Raw genomic sequence first — 16,312 nt, forward strand, 5'->3', positions numbered from 1 at the left:
GGCACGATCTCCAAATGAATTGATCTCATGCCGGGGCGTCGACCGGCCTTTTCGACGCCCCGGCAGCGAGGCGGTCGGCCGGCCTATCGCCGGGCTGCTTTCAGCAGACCGTTTCGAGCGAAGGTTTCGCGCAGCCGCTCATCGATGGCGACGTAGGAATCGAGTGTCAGCGCGAGTTTTCTCGCAATGACAGGCACACTTTCGGCCAGCTTTATCAGGCGCCCCGGATCGGAAAACACAATTTCTGCATAGGTATTGAAGTCATTCTCCGAGCTCGTTGCGCCATAAGCGGAGAGAAAACCGGTTTCCACCGGCGGAGCGGTTTGGGCATTGCGCGCGATCTGATCGGTCGCGCTGTTCTGAAATTGCCAACCGGCCGGCTCGAGCGCGGTGAAAGCTCGCTGCAGGGCATCGTTGCGCAACCAGATGAAAGAACTCGTTTCGTGGTGCACGCCAAGCTCTGCGGTCAGCTGACGGGTCTCGGCCGATACGTTGGAGGGCGCGGCGAGAAATATCCAGTCTAGTCCATAGGTGCCGCCCGCTTCGGCACCGTCGATCAAAATCTTGCCGGCGATGAAGATCGCCTTGATGATCCGGCCGAGGCATTGTTCCGGGTAAGCTTCGAAAGCCCTGGCAATGCCGCGCAGCGAGTCCTTTACGGCCGTGTGGTCGGCAGCGCTCAACACGACCCCCTCCACCGGCGCATCGGCGGGTAGATAGGGCGGCACGTAGAAGGTCGATGGATCGCCAAAACCGATCGTCAGGCCCTGTTGCCGCCCAAGCTTGGCCGCACACGCATCAGGATCGGCAAGGGCATCCTCTTTCGGTGTCGACCGGCCGAGAAGGTAAGAACCGCTCCCGGCCAGAACCACTGCCGCGCCAAGTAGAAGACGTCGTGAGACAATCAATGTGCCAGCCCGACCCGGGCACCGACGTGCACGGCGGCCGGAACCGCTGCGCGTGGCAAGGCTATGGTGGCGGCACCGCGAAGCATAGCGAGGCCGCGCGTCAGCGAAGCGCCGGCGGCAGCAAAGGAGGCCGGATCATCGGCAACGCCGACGCCGCCGGAGAAGAAATCCTCGACCAGGGTGCCGACGACAATGACGCCAGCGCCGATGACCAGACCGGTGCCGATGACACGGCTCCAGTTGGTCCCTTCCTCGGGCTCGCGGATCCGTATCGTGTCACGCACGGCCTGGGGCGAGGGTGCCGACGGAGGAATGTGAGCCTTTGGCGTGATCAGAATGACGAAGGCTACGCTCATGGCGACATAGTGGAATGGGCCGATCCTGCCCTGCAGCTTGGGGAAGCGGACCTCGGCACGCAGCTTCGGTATCGGGCTGCTGGAGCTGAACTCGACACCGACGGCGGTGGCCGCCGCGTTCGGCGTTGTGCTCTGGCTGACTAGCATGGAACGCACCGTCACTTCTTTTTTCTTCGAATCGTAGATGAAGCGCGTGTCGCCGACGAGCTGGCCGAAGGCGACGTTGGCCTGCTGCGAGATCTGTGTCTCCAGCCGTCCGCCGTTGCTCACGTAGGTTGCCGGGTAGCGCTTGTCCGTCATCAGGACGACATCGCCGGTCATACGGAACTCGATCGTCGCCGTCGGAGTCTCGATGACGGGCATCGTCAGATCGTTCAAGCGGTACTTGATCGAGATCGGCGAATAGACGTGCGGCAATTCCTTCTTCAGTTCCGTAGCCGGGTTGCCGGTGCGAAGCGGTTGCGGGGAGGCGGAATGCGGCGCCGGCGTGGTGGCGGATGTCGAGGGATTATGATGCTGCGACGTATGCCGCGGATGGTGATGACCATTGCTGCCATGCTCGCGCTGACCCGGCAGAACGGGGATCAGAATTGTGCTGCCGGCATGGATCAAATCCGGATCGGGAATTCCATGGCCGGTGGCACGAATGACATCGCGGCGGTTATTATAGCGCCAGATACGCGGCCATTGCGCACCATGGCCGAGGTGTTCGTGGGCAATAGACCAGAGCGTATCGCCCACCTTGATCTGATATCGTGTGCCGATCATACTTTTCCCCCGTGCGTTGCTTAAAGGAATAGGATAGTTGGCTGGAGCGCCTGTCAACGCCGTATCAGGTTTTCGCTATCGTCATATGACAATAAGATTACTAATCATACCTGGCGTAGAGATATTCCACCATTAGCTGTATCCAAACGGTCGTGCTGCCGATGGCCCGCGGCGGTCGTGGGCAGCACGGAATTCAACTTGCGTGGCGCCTCGAGGCTGGAAGGCCGGAGCTGCCTATCGGTTCACGACTCCGGCATAGCCGCGGCTTATTCCTTACCGAAGCTTGGCCCGGAAGAAATTGATCAACTGAGCGTTCATGCGGCGGTGAAACGCTGCTCGATCGAAGCCGTTCGAATCAGCGCATATCTCAGGCGCGTGCTTGGCGAGCACCGCACTGCATGGCGGCAGAAAATCATAATGTCCTGCATGTGCCACGACATGCATCTCGGGCGGATGAGGCAATGCAATGCGCACCGCCTCGTCATACCAGGGATTGGGTTGATGGCGGTCATCGGCGGCACGCCACAGCTGGACCGGAACCGTTACGTCGCTCAAGCCGCCGCTCGAGAAGGTGAACCCAAATGCCGGAGCGGCCACCGCTATCGCCTTGATGCGCTGGTCTCGCACCCAGGGATCGGGCGGAACTGGTAAAGCGGCCACAGAGCTGACGCCGGCTTTCATAAGTGCGGAGCACAGATCATGCGTGGGATGATCGCGGCAATAGGGGTCGATCAGGCTCAAATCGGGTTTTCCTCCGGCAGCCACGAGTACGGTGAAACCCCCATTCGAAAAGCCGAAAGCGCCGATCCGCCCGGAGTCTACGTGAGCATGATCTCGCCAATCGTCGAGGACGAAGGTAATCAGGCGATTCAGCTGCAGCGGCCGCCGCCAAAGTTTCAGCACCTGTCGCTGATCGTCGAAAGTGTCACCCGCATGATCGACCGCGGCAACGATGAAGCCTGCATGGGCGAGCGCGAGGGCGGTGTCGTAATGGCTGGCGAACGATCCCGCGCCACCGTGAGAAATGACGACCAGCGGCAGATCGCCTCCGGCGACCGCACCATCCGGCGCCACCAATTGGGTGAAAGTCTCCAAACGTGTGTTCCGGGGTCGGACAGGCGTCGGATACCAGATGCCCGCGTGCAACGGAGGCTCGCTACCGTTCGGAACGGCTATCTCCTGAAAGCCGACAAACGTATGATCTTCAGCATGAGCCGCGTCCGAAAAAACCATGACGAGTACAGCAGCAGCCCGCCACCATAGGCGAAAAATCGACAGGATCGAACGCGTCTTTCCACTCATTGTCGGTCAGCCTCCGTAAATATGAGAGTCGATCGGCATCACGTTCGGATTGCAGCTGTGCGACAAGGCCGCAGTGCCCTTGAGTGCCGCGAACGGAGCCATGTTTCATCAAAGCTGCTTGCTGGCGGGGGACTGAACATAATAGAGACCGTCATGCGGTTGCATGCTTACCTCACCGATCCGTGTCGCCAGGCCTATGCTCAATGCCTCCTGTGGTCGTACAAACCGGAGCTGCGCACCGAAGAAATCGCCGTATTGCTTGTCGTTGATTGTAAGCCGTTCCTTGAATATTTCCTTCATTCGATCATTGTCGATTTCCAGCACGTTTGATCTTTCGGTGATCTCGTCCGGATTGAGCTTTTCATTGCTGAAATCCTCCCTGGCGGAGTGAAATGCAAATAGAGATTCTTTATTTGCAACCCTTTCCTTCCCCGCTAAAAACAACAGAATTGCCGCTGAATCAACATTGGAAATAGCGTATGTATTGATCGTTATATCCATAGCGCATAGCATGTGATACAGGGCAATGCCTGATGATATGTTCCCGCCGTTGGAATTCAGCATAAGGTATATTACTTTGTAGCCTTTGGCCCTCAGGTCGATCAATCCATTGGTCAGACTGAGCGTCGATTTGTCATCGATCGGCTGGGAGAAATACAAATAAGCCGTTGAGGCGCTGTTCGCATTTGCCTTCTCCTGAGCAGAGCCAGATCTGGGCACAAGCATACCCGTAGCCAATGCAGATAGATACAGGCAGAGATCGCGGCGGTTCATCGTTGCTGACATATCGGATAGTCCTCGAATGGGATAAATACCTCGATGGAGCATGCGGCTTTCACCGGCACCGGCAGCACTATGCCAATGTCGTTATCTGAAAGCCGTTTGATTTCATGAGTTCCAGGATGCCGTCATCACCCAGTAAGACAGCCAAAGGGAGAAGGAGAAAATTCTTCGTCGACTCAATTCTCAAGATCTGTTTGAGAAGTCGCGCCTTGAATTGTGGACCTGCCAGAGATCCAAGCGGGCTGACCACGCCTTCTTTGGCTATTTCCTCTCGTAACCGCGTGATCTCAGATACACGCCGCTGCTCGTAAAGCGTTTCCATGTAGCCACCGATGGGCCCCAGCTGACGGCGCTTCTCGAGAAGATAGCTGATTTGATGTGCGCCGACTGCTTTCAGTGTGAACGTATCGGGTGGCGACCATATCGACATCAGGTCCGTATCGCTTATCAGCGGGGAGATTTGCTTTCCATCGGAGCGGATATGATCCATGATCACACCCTCGACACTTGGTGCCCATGAGTGTTGTCCTTCGCCCATCAGCAACAAGGCCACTACGTATCCTGGAAGACGTTCAACCGGGGAACCTGCTGCTGCCGGCATAATGCGGCGTAGATCGTCTGCATCCGTCGGCGGCAAATCGGGAAGAACCGGTGGTACTTGTTTTATATTCGTCGAGTACTTCAAGTGCGGAGCATTCGGGCCGATGTCGGTATAGACCGAACTTGCCTGATCGGATATCCGCTCACCATCGCGAACGATGTCGGATACCAGTGCGGCACCGATGCGTTCATAGCCGAAGATGGCAATTGACCGATCTGCCAGGTTTGCTTGCCAGAATACTGCATTATCGTCACTTGCCGCCGCGCTTCGGCCAGCCGGAACCGTCAAAGCGCAAGCCAGAATGGCGAACTGCCGACGTGTTAGATGCATACTGGTCCTCCATTGACCATCTCAGATGGGTCTGAAGCGTAGGTCGATCGGGCCGTTCCGGATATCGCCACCAGGGACGCTCCATTGTCGGGCGTCCACTCCAGGCGGCCGTCACGTTGCTATCGAGCCGCGGTTTGATAAATGGCCGGCGCCGAGCAATCAGGGTCGTCAATCGTGGATCGTGGAAGCGAGCCTGATACGGCTCATCAATGGTGAAAATTGGCGGTGGGATTGCACAGGCTTCTGCGCGCACGGCGAAGGGAAGGGCAAAAACGAGCAACATGCCGAGCAGTTTTGCCGAATATATCCGCTTCTGGCCCGCTGGCGTTTTGAATGATGCAACCATTCTCATTCTCCAGTATCGGACCGCAGCCTGCCTCGATCTTAAGAATCCTTGTCATTCAGGCTTTCGTCAGATCTTGCGCTGCTTGAACGCGCAATTGATCGAAATCCGTCGGTCAATTTGAAAAAATTCTTCGCCCCGAAAGGTCCGTCATAAGACCGCTGCCAGCATCACGCCGGTCGGTCGGCGCTTGCTCGATCTGATAGGGATTTTGGTTCGGCAGGGTTAGGCGTACCCGGCCAACCGCCGGGCACACCTATTGCCTCGATCAGGTTTTTGCGGCCTTGGCAAAGGTCGGATCGAATGTCTTCTCGAAGGGCACGTCCGCATTAGCGAGTTCGGGATCGAGCGCCTTCAACACGCCCATCATGGAATTATAGCCTTCCATCGTGACCATGCCGTCCTGGGAATACATTTCCTTGGAATTTTTGAAGGCCTGCATATAGAGGTCGCGATTGCCGAGCAAATATTCTTCCGGAACGACGCCGGCGACATCTTCGGGGCTTGCCGCCGCGATCCATTTCAGGGCCTTCATGAAGGCATTGACCGTCTTTTGCGTGGTTATCGGGTTTTCCTTGGCAAATTCGCGCTTGATATAGACGGTCGCGGCCGGGTTCGGACCGCCGAAAAGTGCACGCGTACCGGCCTCGGTGCGCGTATCCAGAAGCACCGTGATGTCGCCATCATACTGCAACTGCGCGATAACCGGATCGAGATGGGAAAGGCCGTCGATCTGACCGCTCTTGACCGCGGCAACCGCACCGGCCCCGCCGCCGACGCCGATCAGCGACGCATCGTCGGTCTTCAGCCCGCTCTTCAGCATGGCATATTGGAACATCAGCGCCGTCGAGGAGCCTGGCGCGGTCACGCCGATCTTGCGGCCCTTCATGTCCGCCATCGACTTGATCTCGCCGGCGAGATCCTTGCGCACGGCGATGACGATGCCGGGGAAGCGGCCGAGATTGCAGATCGCGACGATATCCTGTCCCTTGTTCTGCATGCGGATCGTATGCTCATAGGCGCCAGCGACGACATCGAGGGAGCCGCCGATCAGTCCCTCCAGCGACTTCGAACCGCCGGCGAAATCATTGATAGTGACGTTGAGACCCTCCTCCTTGAAGAAGCCCTTCCGCTCGGCGATCGTCAGCGGCAGGTAATAGAGCAGCGGCTTGCCGCCGACGCCGATCAATAGATCCGGCTTTTCCGGTTTCGCATCCTGTGCCCCGGCGGGCAAGATGCCTGCAAGCGATGCGCCGATACCGAAGCTTGCCGTCCCGATCAGAAATGTCCTGCGTTCCATGTCCTTGTTCCTCCACTTCGCTATTCTCAATGCGCTATTGGCCGCGCCAGGCGAGCAGGCGCCTTTCGACCATCGTCATCACCCAGTCCACGAGCAGGACGAAGGCGGTTAAAACGACCATGCCCGCGAAGACGCCAGTCACGTCAAAGACGCCTTCAGCCTGTTGGATGAGGTAGCCGAGGCCGGCGGCCGAGCCCAGATATTCGCCGACGACGGCGCCGACGACAGCAAAACCCACTGAAGTATGCAGGCTGGAAAACACCCACGAGAGCGCGGATGGCATATAGACATGGCGCAGCAATTGCCGCTCGTTCATACCGAGCATCCGGGCGTTGGACAGCACCGGCTGGCTGACTTCCTTGACGCCCTGATAGACGTTGAAAAAGACGATGAAGAAAACGAGGGTGATGCCAAGCGCCACCTTCGACCAGATACCGAGGCCGAACCACAGCGCGAAGATCGGGGCGAGCACGACGCGGGGCAGCGCATTCGCCGCCTTCACATAAGGGTCGAAGACGGCGGCAATCAGGGGCTGGCGGGCGAACCAAAAGCCGAAGACGATGCCGCCGAAGGCGCCGAGCAGAAAGGCCAGGATCGATTCCGATAGCGTGATCCAAAGGTGATACCAGATCGATCCCGACGCGAACCATTGAATGACGCGCTGCGCCACCTTGAGCGGATCGGCAAAGAAGAAGGATATGGTTTTCGGATTGCCGAAAAGGCCGGTATTCGTTGCGAGATGCCAGATAGTCAGGATGGCCACGGCCACCAGGATTTGCAGCAGGAGAAGGAGAGAACGGTTCATGCGATCTCTCCGCTGCTCTGGCGATAGGCGGTCATCACCTCATCGCGCAGCGCCTGCCAGATATCACGATGTAGCCGGTTGAATACGGGATCGTGACGTATCTCGCCGATATCGCGCGGCCGCGCCAAGGGCACCTTGAAGTCACCGATAATGCGAGACTTCGGACCGGCCGACATGATGACCACGCGGTCGGCAAGGGCAATCGCCTCATCGAGATCGTGGGTGACGAACATCACGGCTTTGCGGTCCTCGGACCAGAGTTTCAGCAGGAGGTCGCCCATGATCAGGCGGGTCTGCGCATCGAGCGGCCCGAAGGGCTCATCCATCAGGAGCAGTTTGGGATTGCGGATGAGAACCTGGGCGAGGCCGACGCGCTTGCGCTGGCCGCCTGAGAGCATGCGCGGGAAACGATCGGCGAATGGGGCAAGGCCAACGCGCCCCAGCCAGTCGCGCGCAATCCGTCTTGCCTCGGCCCTATCCAAGCCCGCGATCTCAAGCCCGATCGCAACATTCTCGAGAACCGTTTTCCACGGCATCAGCGAATCCTGCTGGAAGAGATAGCCCGCCTGGCGGTTGATGGATTTCAGGGGCTGGCCGAAGACTTCGACCGTCCCTGACGCCGGTGTCAAAAGCCCCGCCGTCGCATTGAGAAGTGTGGATTTGCCGCAGCCCGTCGGGCCGACAATAGCCACGAACTCATGTGCCTCTACATTCAGATTGGTCGCCGCTACGGCGTCGAACCGTGTCTTACCGGCCATTTCAAAGGAAATCGCCACCTGTTTCAGGCTGACCGCCCTCACAGCCTCCATCGTCATGCCCTGCTTTCCTCCCGGACGCCCGTAACCTCGCGCGGACATCAGGCATTGTCATGTTGGGCCAACAGATCAAAGCCGGCCGCACCAGTCAATATGCGATTGGTGCAGGTTCCGTTCTATCGGAGGCGGGAAATGCGAAAACCCCGGCATTCGATACCGGGGCTTTACGGTTTCCGTGGGAGTTGATCGGTCAGGCCGCGCGGTGCTGATGCGGACCTTCCTGAACCTCCTCGACGATCTTGTCGATGAAAGCGGGAAGGTCGTCGGGCGATCTCGAGGTGATGATGCCCTGATCTGTCACGACCTTTTCGTCCTTCCATGTCGCGCCGGCATTTTTGACGTCTGTCTTGATGGACCAATAGGAGGTTGCCTGACGTCCTCGCAACGCATCGGCCTCAACGAGCAGCCAGGGTGCGTGGCAGATGGCGGCGACCACCTTGCCGGAATTCAGGAACTCGCGGACGACGCGCATGGCATCTCCTTCAAGGCGCAGCTTGTCGGGATTGATCTGGCCGCCTGGCAGCACCAGCGCATCGAACTGGTTCACGTCGACATCCCCGGCCATGAGATTGACGTCGACGCTGTCGCCCCAATCGGTCTTGTCCCAGCTCTTGATACTATCCTTCTTGACGGAGGCAACCTTGACGTCAGCGCCACGCTTCCTGAGTTCGTCGAGAGGAACGCGAAGTTCCGAACGCTCGTAGCCATCCGTCGCCAGAATGAGGATATGTGCGGAATTGATGGAAGGCATGATCTATCCTTTCGCTATATCTTTGATGGAATGCCAGGTCCAAACCCTAGCCGCAGGCAATCGTTCCCGGTTTTTCTGGGAACCGCACCGAGATCCGGTGGTTATGATGGCAGCCGACAGGGAGAGATCGGATGGAGCAGGCAATCAAATTCGAGCAGTCCGGCTGGATTCCCAATAACGAGCGATTTCCTGTGATCGTCTATCGGCAGGTGCTCGAGGGCCCCGACCGAGCCGAAAGTTTCGAACGGCTCTTTCGAACCAATGGTTGGAGCGGCCTCTGGCGAAACGGCGTCTATTCCTTTCACCATTTTCATTCCACGGCCCACGAAATATTGGGCGTTGCGGCAGGTCAGGCCCGGCTGATGATCGGCGGACCCACCGGCAAGGAAATCACGGTCGAAGCCGGCGATGCCCTGCTGCTGCCGGCCGGAACCGGCCATTGCCGGCTGGAGGCGAGCGATGATCTGCTCGTGATCGGCGGCTATCCTCACGGTCAAGAGGCCGATCTCTGCCGGGAAATGCCTACGGGCGAGCAGCAGGCGATGATCGAAAAACTTGGCGTGCCCGCAAGGGATCCACTGAAAGGAGAGACCGGTGGCCTCCGCTCCCTTTGGCACGGCAAAGCCTAGCGCCAGCCGAAATCGAGCATCACCAGATACCCGGCAGCAATCGGAACCGAACGCGCTTGGAATAGTCGGCATAGCCTTCCAGCTCGCCATAAAGCAGCGCGTCTTCCCAGCTCGTGCGCAGGATCAGCACGGCGCTTGCCCAGCCGGCGGGGATCAAGGCCCACCAGGAGCCGAGTGTCAGTGCCAGCCCCGCAAATACCAAGATCGCGCTGACATAACCGGGATGACGCACATAGGCGTAGGGACCGTCACTGATGACGTGCTGGCCGCGTTCGCGCTGGAGGCGGACGCCGGGTTCGAAGAAGCGGTTGACGGCCTGAGCCCATGTGCCGAGCGCAATGCCTGCCGCGAGCAGGATATAGCCGAGGAGCACGATGGAGATTGGCATCGCCGACCATCCCATTCTGCCGGCATCAAGGGCTCCGAGCGGTATTTCGGCGATCATCCCAAGCAGGATAAGCGAGACCAGAATGAGATCCCAGCCTTTGGTCCCGGCCTGGAAGCGACTGCGCGCTCTGAAGATGACGGGGTTCACGCGCCGCATGATCAGCAACGCTATCCCATAGATTACCACCAGGAAAATGATGAAAGCCCATCCGGGCCACCAGTCGAGGCGGCCGGCGGGCAGAAAGATCAGCACGAGCAGCGCCAGCGGCAGGCCGATCGCGTACGATATGGCCTTTTTGCGAGACATCGGTTCGGGATCGGTAACAGTCATGCATCGGCTCCTTGAAAGACAAACCTGCTGCGCCCTTCATGTATTTATGTCGTATGGATGCTGGAAGTGGACAGATCCGGCAGTTCGAAGCCTTGACACGCGATGCGCCGCGTTTAGACCGGCCGAATATCATTATGCTCCTTCCCCCGGAGATTCCATGAAATTCCTGGCATCCTTTTCCGCCTTCGTCGGCAAGACTTTTTCCATATGGGTCATCCTGTTTGCCGTTCTCGGCTTTTTCCTGCCCGATGTCTTCAAGCAGTTCGCACCCTGGATCGTCGTCCTTCTCGGTATCATCATGTTCGGCATGGGGTTGACGATATCCGTTGACGACTTTCGCGAGCTGGCGCGTCGTCCTCATGAGGTCGCGATCGGCGTCATCGCACATTTTGGCATCATGCCGGCGCTGGCACTGCTTTTGACGCGGATCATTCCGATGCCGCCGGAGGTCGCCGCCGGCGTCATTCTGGTCGGCTGCTGCCCAGGCGGCACCTCGAGCAATGTCATGACCTATCTTGCCCGTGGCGATGTGGCACTATCGGTCGCCTGCACGAGTGTGACAACGCTTGCAGCGCCGATCGTCACGCCGTTCCTTGTATGGATGTTCGCGAGCCAATATCTGCCTGTCAATGCCTGGTCGATGTTCATCAGCATCGTGCAGGTCATCATCGTGCCGCTTCTGCTCGGTTTTGTCGCGCAGAAAGCCATGCGCGGTCTGGTTCGTGCGGCAATCCCGGTTCTGCCTCTCGTCAGCGTCATCGGCATCGTATTGATCGTTGCGGCTGTCGTCGGTGCATCGAAGGCGGCCATCGTGCAGTCCGGCCTGCTGACTTTCGCCGTCGTTATCCTGCACAACGGTCTTGGCTATCTCTTCGGGTATTATGCGTCGAAGGTGCTCGGCCTCAATTTCTACAAGCGTAAGGCGCTGGCGATCGAAGTGGGCATGCAGAATTCAGGCTTGGGTGCAGCTCTGGCGACGGCTTATTTCTCGCCGATCGCCGCGGTTCCCAGCGCTATCTTTTCCGTCTGGCACAATATTTCCGGCGCGACCCTGGCAAACTGGTTTGCAGCGCGCGAAGACGCAGACGCACCGCCGCGGCCCTGAAATATCTACGCTTATGGGGGAAGGCCCGGTTTCCACCGGCGCCTCTCCGGCCGAGATGCTTGCAGCCGAGGGATCGTCGCTCAGCGCATATCCCTGGCAAGGGCACAATAGACAGATTGATCCGCAGCGTTGGAAAGTCGAGTCACCGCGAGCGCAATCGGCGGCAGCCGCGACCCGGCGCCAAGATGGATTGTTGCGCCATCGGTGCGGAGGAGATTCAGCTGCGCCGCCAGATCAGGTTCGTCCAGCCCGTCGAAAATACCGCGGCCGCTGATCTTCAAGGCAGCCTCCTTGGCGACCCAGAGTCGGTAACAGACCTCCAGCGCCGCCGTGCTATCGAGAGTGGCCAAGGCGGCCGCTTCCTTTGGCGAGAAATGGTCGGCGGCAAAAGCTGCCGGATCGAAGCCGTTGATATCCTCGATCTCGATGTCCATGCCGACAGCGCTATTAGGCGCAAAGCCCGCCAGCAGCAGATCGCCGCGATGCGAAAGCGAAACGCCCAGTTCGTGATAGGGAGGCCTTAGCGCCGGCCGCTCGCTGGGCCGGCGATAGATGGAAAGATCGTCCCGTTGTGTGGCTTCTCTCAAGGCTGTTTGCGCGATCTGATCACGCTCTGCTCGTCCGCCGGGCATCGGGCGAACGAGGATGGCGATCGCATCTGCGACCGTCAGGACGACCTCAAATCGAGGGGCCGTCATCCCGCGCTCACGCTGCGGCGGAGGGCAGGGCCTCTTTCTGAGCGACGGGAGCGGGCTCCTGCGCGGCTTGAACCGCCTGGGCGGGTGCGCCGACCCACGACGTTCCTTGCGGGATGGCTTCACCCTTCATGACCAGGGTCAGCAGTCCAATCTCGGCGAAATCGCCCACATTGGCCTCGTACAAGACGGTGCTGCCCGAGCCGATGGAGACGCCTTCGCCGATCGTGATGCGGCCGACCTTCATGATGCGGTCTTCATAGAGATGGGTCTGTGGGCAGGAGCCCATGTTGAGAACCGCATGGTCGCCGATATGAGTGCAATCGAATTCGCAGATATCGGTGCTGTTGATCCACGCACCCTGGCCGATCTTGGCGCCGAAGGGACGGAGCAGCCAGGGCAGGAAGGGCGTGCCGCGCAGATAGTCGAGCAGCATCTTGCTGGCGAGACCGCCGTAAAACACCGCAACAGCCTCCGTACGCATCGCCCACCACGACCACATCGGCCGGTTCATCGGCTTATAGGTGCCAATCAGCGTCCATTTGAACGCGACCGCGACGAGATAGAGGATGCCGGAGGTCGCCAGGCCTGCAGCCATCAGGGTCCAGAAAAGGCTGCCCCAGGCGCCGTTGTCGATTTCGCTGGCCAACATGTCGGACATGGCGAGTGCCATGACGATGAGGATCGCGGTCGGCAGCGACGTGTGCATGGCCTCGAACAGGATGCGCACAAGGCGCATGCGGAGCGGTGGCGCATAGGTAGTGTCGGCAGCCGCCTGCAGCCTCTCGCGCGTCGGGAACTGGAAGGCGGGGCTGCCGCACCAGGTTTCGCCAGACTTGACGTGCATGGAATCGGGCAGGCGCGTCTTGATGCCGATGAGCGAATCGCTTTCGATCACGGCACCCTGCGAAATGACCGAGGAATTGCCGAAGAAGCAGCGATCGCCGGTCTTCAGGCGCTTGAGTATCATCCAGCCGTTCTGGATTTCCTCGTCGCCGAAAATCGTCTCGTCGCCAATGAAGTTGTCGCGGCCCATTTCGATCAGATCGTAGCGGCCGGCGAAGTTTGCCGAAATCTCCGTGCCCTTGCCGATCTTGGCCCCCATCAGGCGGTACCAGTTGCGCATGAAGACGGTAGCGTAGAGCGAATTCAGGGTTTCCAGCATAGCCTCTGTGGTCAGGCCGACGACCCATTTGCGGAAATAGAGATTGCCGAAGATGGAGTAACGGCCCGGCACGACGCGAGGCAACAGCACCCATCTGAGCGCCACCACCACTGCCATGGACACGACGATCAGCAGGAATGCGGCCGGCCAGGAGAGCGCAGCGATCATCCCCCAGGATAGGGCCTCATCGGAGCCGGGCGCGTAGATCTGCTGCACGGCGGAGAACAGATAGAAGGCCGGGAAGATCGGCAGCAGGCCGACGACGAGGCTGAGATTGTAGGCAACGAAATAGGCGCCGAACTGGAAGATGCGCCCGGCGGTTCCAAGCTCCGGATGGGCGGGCATCTCTTCATGCTCGGCATGCCCGGTCTGGCGGGCGGGCGAACCGTCCCAGCGCGTATGGGCTTCGACATGGGTGCCGGCGGCAATCGCCGTCAGATCGCCGATGACGGCACCGTCGTCGATCTTGACGTTATGGCCGATGACGGAGCCATTGCCGACCTGCACGCCTTCGCCGATGTCGATCGTGCCGACATGGATCTCATTGCCGATGACCTCGACATTCGCGAGTTTGATCTTGACGCCAAGGCTGGATCTTGCGCCGATGCGCACAAGATCGATCGCGCCTTCCTCGAACTCGTCGATCATCGCATCCTTGCCGACCTGGGCGCCCAGTGCGCGCATATAGACCCGAATGAGCGGTGAGCCCTTGAGGAATTTCGGAGCGGTGAGCTGGACGATGCGCTGCATCAGCCAGATGCGGAAATAATAGGTGCCCCAGAGCGGATAGACACCGGGCTTTGTACGGCCGATGACAAGCCATTTGAGAGCGATAACGACAAGCTTCTCGCCGAGATTGAGAGCGAGGTAGACGCCGCCCAGAATGAGAATTTCATTCCAGAGCGATGCACCGTCATCGATCAGCAGGATCGAGGCGAGCAGAAGGCCGATCCATTGCAGCGTTGCGATCGCGACGATGAAGGGCAATACCACGGCCTGAGCGAGACCACAGAGGATGCGCCGGCGCAGCGGCACCGGTTCGAAATTCTTGCGTTCCTGTCCCGAGGTGCTTTCGGCGCGCTGCTCCAGGATCGCGGCAATGCCGCGCAGGGTGCGGCCGGCATAGACGTCGCGCAGGGCGATGCTGGCGAGCAACGGGATCTTGCGCACTTCGGAAACAAACCGGGCCGCGAGCATGGAATGGCCGCCAAGCTCGGTGAAGAAATCCGCTTCGAAGCCAATAGAGCGCAGTCGAAGCGCCTCGGTTGCGGCCTTCAGCAGCTGTGCTTCCGTCCACGTGCGCGGCGGCTCTTGTGCCTGGGTTGGCTGATCGGCCACCAGCGGAATGGCGGCAAGCGTCTTGCGGTCGATCTTGCCGGACGGAAGACGCGGCAGCGAGACATGGCTATGCCAGGCGGCGGGCACCATATAGGGCGGCAGTTTGGCTGCAAGCACGGCGCGCGCCTTGTCTCGATCGAAGCTGCTGCCCGTGCTAACAACGTGGGCAACCAGCATGTCCTCGCCATCCGGCGGGCGGTGCACGACGACGGATGCAGCCTTCACGTCCGGAAGTTCGCCGACGATCGTTTCGATCTCGCCGAGCTCGATGCGATAGCCGCGAATCTTGACCTGGTCGTCGATGCGTCCGAGGAAATGGAGCTGTCCTTCCTCGTCCATCAATACGGCGTCGCCGCTGCGGTAAAGCACCGGGTCGTCATGGCCGGCGAAGGGGTTGGCGATGAACTTCGCGGCTGTCAGCTGCGGCAGGTTTCTGTATCCGGCAGCGACGCCCGGTCCGCCGATCAGCAATTCGCCGGTATCGCCGCGAGCAACGAGCTGCAGGTTTTCGTCGACAACGTAGGCGGTCGTGTTGGCGATCGGGCAGCCGATCGTGATCGGCCGGGAAGGATCGAGCTCGGCATAGGTTGCAACCACCGTCGTCTCGGTCGGGCCGTAGGTATTGATCAGGCGCCGGCCGGCTTTGGAAAAGCGGCTGACGATCGCCGGAGGGCAGGCTTCGCCGCCGACGATGATGACGCGCAGGCTCTCGACATCACGTTCCAGCATGGTCAGCAGAGTCGGCACGGTGTCGATGACCGTGATCTTTTCGGCTTCCAGCACGTCTGCGAGCCTGTCGAGCTCGGCCATGACGGCGGATGTCGCCACTTTCAGCGTTGCGCCGACCAGATAGGGAACGAATATCTCCTCGAGCGAAAGGTCGAAGGCGACCGAAGCCTGCTGAAGAACGACGTCCGATTCGACCATACCGAGGACATCGTTGCCGGCCCGCAGATAATGGCAGATGTTCCGGTGCGTGACGACGATGCCTTTCGGCTTGCCCGTGGAGCCGGACGTATAGATGGCGTAGGCGGGATCGTCGTGAGCGGCGCGGCGCGGCGCAATGCCATCATCGTCTTCTGCGAGCAGTGTCTTGAGGATCAGCGTCTGGCCGTCGAATTCGGGGGCGAGGGCCACCTTTTCGTCATGGGTCAGCAGCCATTTCGCGCCGCAATCGGCGAGGCTGACGGCCACGCGGTCGGCAGGGGCAGACGCATCGAAGGGAATATAGGCAGCTCCGGCCTTGAGAATCGCCAGAAGCGCGACATGTAGCTCAAGGGAGCGCTGGAACCAAAGGCCGACGAAATCGCCGGGGCCGATACCGCGACGGCTGAGCGCGCGCGCCGCCTCGTCGGAGAGCCGGTCTAGTTCGGCATAGGCCATCGCCCGGTCGGTTCCGATCAGGGTCAGTGCCGTCTTGTCGGGGCTGCGGGCGACCGTTGCCTTGAAGATGTCCACCAGGGTTTCATTGCGGACGAACTCAGGCCGAATGCCGCCTGAGAAAACCGAGAGGCTGGCATTTGGGGTAATCGACGAAATCTGGATAGTCATGGTAACTTCTGCGGAACGAAACTCGGCACAATCGGCGTGCCATCTATCG

The 16,312-nt window shown here is 59.7% G+C and carries 15 protein-coding genes; 2 read left to right on the top strand and 13 right to left on the bottom strand.

Annotated elements, in window-relative coordinates:
• Window positions 1-83 precede the first annotated feature (83 nt).
• The 10 genes from PH562_RS07220 to PH562_RS07265 form a co-directional block, all read right to left on the bottom strand.
• Window positions 84-908: a hypothetical protein gene (locus PH562_RS07220; RefSeq protein WP_285172358.1), complete on the bottom strand. Its 825-nt coding sequence runs from the start codon at window positions 906-908 to the stop codon at window positions 84-86.
• A complete protein-coding gene (locus PH562_RS07225; protein WP_113229100.1) occupies window positions 905-2,032 on the bottom strand; it encodes a LysM peptidoglycan-binding domain-containing protein in 1,128 nt (375 codons plus the stop codon). The genes PH562_RS07220 and PH562_RS07225 overlap by 4 nt, the downstream gene beginning before the upstream one ends.
• Window positions 2,033-2,305: 273 nt before the next feature.
• Window positions 2,306-3,127 (bottom strand): alpha/beta hydrolase family protein, encoded by an 822-nt coding sequence (locus tag PH562_RS07230; RefSeq protein ID WP_285172359.1) that lies wholly within the window; start codon window positions 3,125-3,127, stop codon window positions 2,306-2,308.
• A 315-nt stretch (window positions 3,128-3,442) separates the two neighbouring features.
• Window positions 3,443-4,120 (bottom strand): ATP-dependent Clp protease proteolytic subunit, encoded by a 678-nt coding sequence (locus PH562_RS07235; protein ID WP_285172360.1) that lies wholly within the window; start codon window positions 4,118-4,120, stop codon window positions 3,443-3,445.
• A 67-nt stretch (window positions 4,121-4,187) separates the two neighbouring features.
• Window positions 4,188-5,048, bottom strand: coding sequence for a hypothetical protein (locus tag PH562_RS07240; RefSeq protein WP_285172361.1), 861 nt, complete (start codon window positions 5,046-5,048; stop codon window positions 4,188-4,190).
• The gene (locus tag PH562_RS07245) at window positions 4,969-5,394 is read right to left on the bottom strand and encodes a hypothetical protein (RefSeq protein WP_285172362.1); all 426 of its coding nucleotides are present in this window, start codon (window positions 5,392-5,394) and stop codon (window positions 4,969-4,971) included. The genes PH562_RS07240 and PH562_RS07245 overlap by 80 nt, the downstream gene beginning before the upstream one ends.
• Before the next feature lie 265 nt (window positions 5,395-5,659).
• Window positions 5,660-6,691 carry an ABC transporter substrate-binding protein gene (locus PH562_RS07250; RefSeq protein WP_285172363.1) on the bottom strand — a complete coding sequence of 344 codons (1,032 nt, stop codon included), beginning with the start codon at window positions 6,689-6,691 and terminating at the stop codon, window positions 5,660-5,662.
• A gap of 34 nt (window positions 6,692-6,725) precedes the next feature.
• Window positions 6,726-7,496, bottom strand: coding sequence for an ABC transporter permease (locus PH562_RS07255; RefSeq protein ID WP_285172364.1), 771 nt, complete (start codon window positions 7,494-7,496; stop codon window positions 6,726-6,728).
• Window positions 7,493-8,311: an ABC transporter ATP-binding protein gene (locus PH562_RS07260; RefSeq protein WP_285172365.1), complete on the bottom strand. Its 819-nt coding sequence runs from the start codon at window positions 8,309-8,311 to the stop codon at window positions 7,493-7,495. Before PH562_RS07260 ends, PH562_RS07255 begins: the two co-directional genes overlap by 4 nt.
• Before the next feature lie 190 nt (window positions 8,312-8,501).
• Window positions 8,502-9,062 carry a DJ-1/PfpI/YhbO family deglycase/protease gene (locus PH562_RS07265; RefSeq protein ID WP_285172366.1) on the bottom strand — a complete coding sequence of 187 codons (561 nt, stop codon included), beginning with the start codon at window positions 9,060-9,062 and terminating at the stop codon, window positions 8,502-8,504.
• A gap of 131 nt (window positions 9,063-9,193) precedes the next feature.
• On the opposite strand from PH562_RS07265, the gene PH562_RS07270 reads away from it, so the two are divergent.
• On the top strand, window positions 9,194-9,691 hold the full coding sequence (locus PH562_RS07270) for a cupin domain-containing protein (protein ID WP_285172367.1): 498 nt from the start codon (window positions 9,194-9,196) through the stop codon (window positions 9,689-9,691).
• A 19-nt stretch (window positions 9,692-9,710) separates the two neighbouring features.
• On the opposite strand, the gene PH562_RS07275 is transcribed toward PH562_RS07270, so the two are convergent.
• A complete protein-coding gene (locus tag PH562_RS07275) occupies window positions 9,711-10,409 on the bottom strand; it encodes a methyltransferase family protein (RefSeq protein ID WP_285172368.1) in 699 nt (232 codons plus the stop codon).
• A gap of 157 nt (window positions 10,410-10,566) precedes the next feature.
• Between PH562_RS07275 and PH562_RS07280 the strand changes: the two genes are divergently transcribed.
• Window positions 10,567-11,514 (top strand): bile acid:sodium symporter family protein, encoded by a 948-nt coding sequence (locus tag PH562_RS07280; protein WP_285172369.1) that lies wholly within the window; start codon window positions 10,567-10,569, stop codon window positions 11,512-11,514.
• A gap of 80 nt (window positions 11,515-11,594) precedes the next feature.
• On the opposite strand, the gene PH562_RS07285 is transcribed toward PH562_RS07280, so the two are convergent.
• Window positions 11,595-12,212: a 4'-phosphopantetheinyl transferase family protein gene (locus PH562_RS07285; RefSeq protein WP_285172370.1), complete on the bottom strand. Its 618-nt coding sequence runs from the start codon at window positions 12,210-12,212 to the stop codon at window positions 11,595-11,597.
• Window positions 12,213-12,219: 7 nt separating this feature from the next.
• Window positions 12,220-16,263, bottom strand: coding sequence for a Pls/PosA family non-ribosomal peptide synthetase (locus tag PH562_RS07290; protein WP_285172372.1), 4,044 nt, complete (start codon window positions 16,261-16,263; stop codon window positions 12,220-12,222).
• Window positions 16,264-16,312 lie beyond the last annotated feature (49 nt).

Source organism: Rhizobium centroccidentale (genome assembly GCF_030182565.1).
GTDB lineage: Bacteria > Pseudomonadota > Alphaproteobacteria > Rhizobiales > Rhizobiaceae > Rhizobium.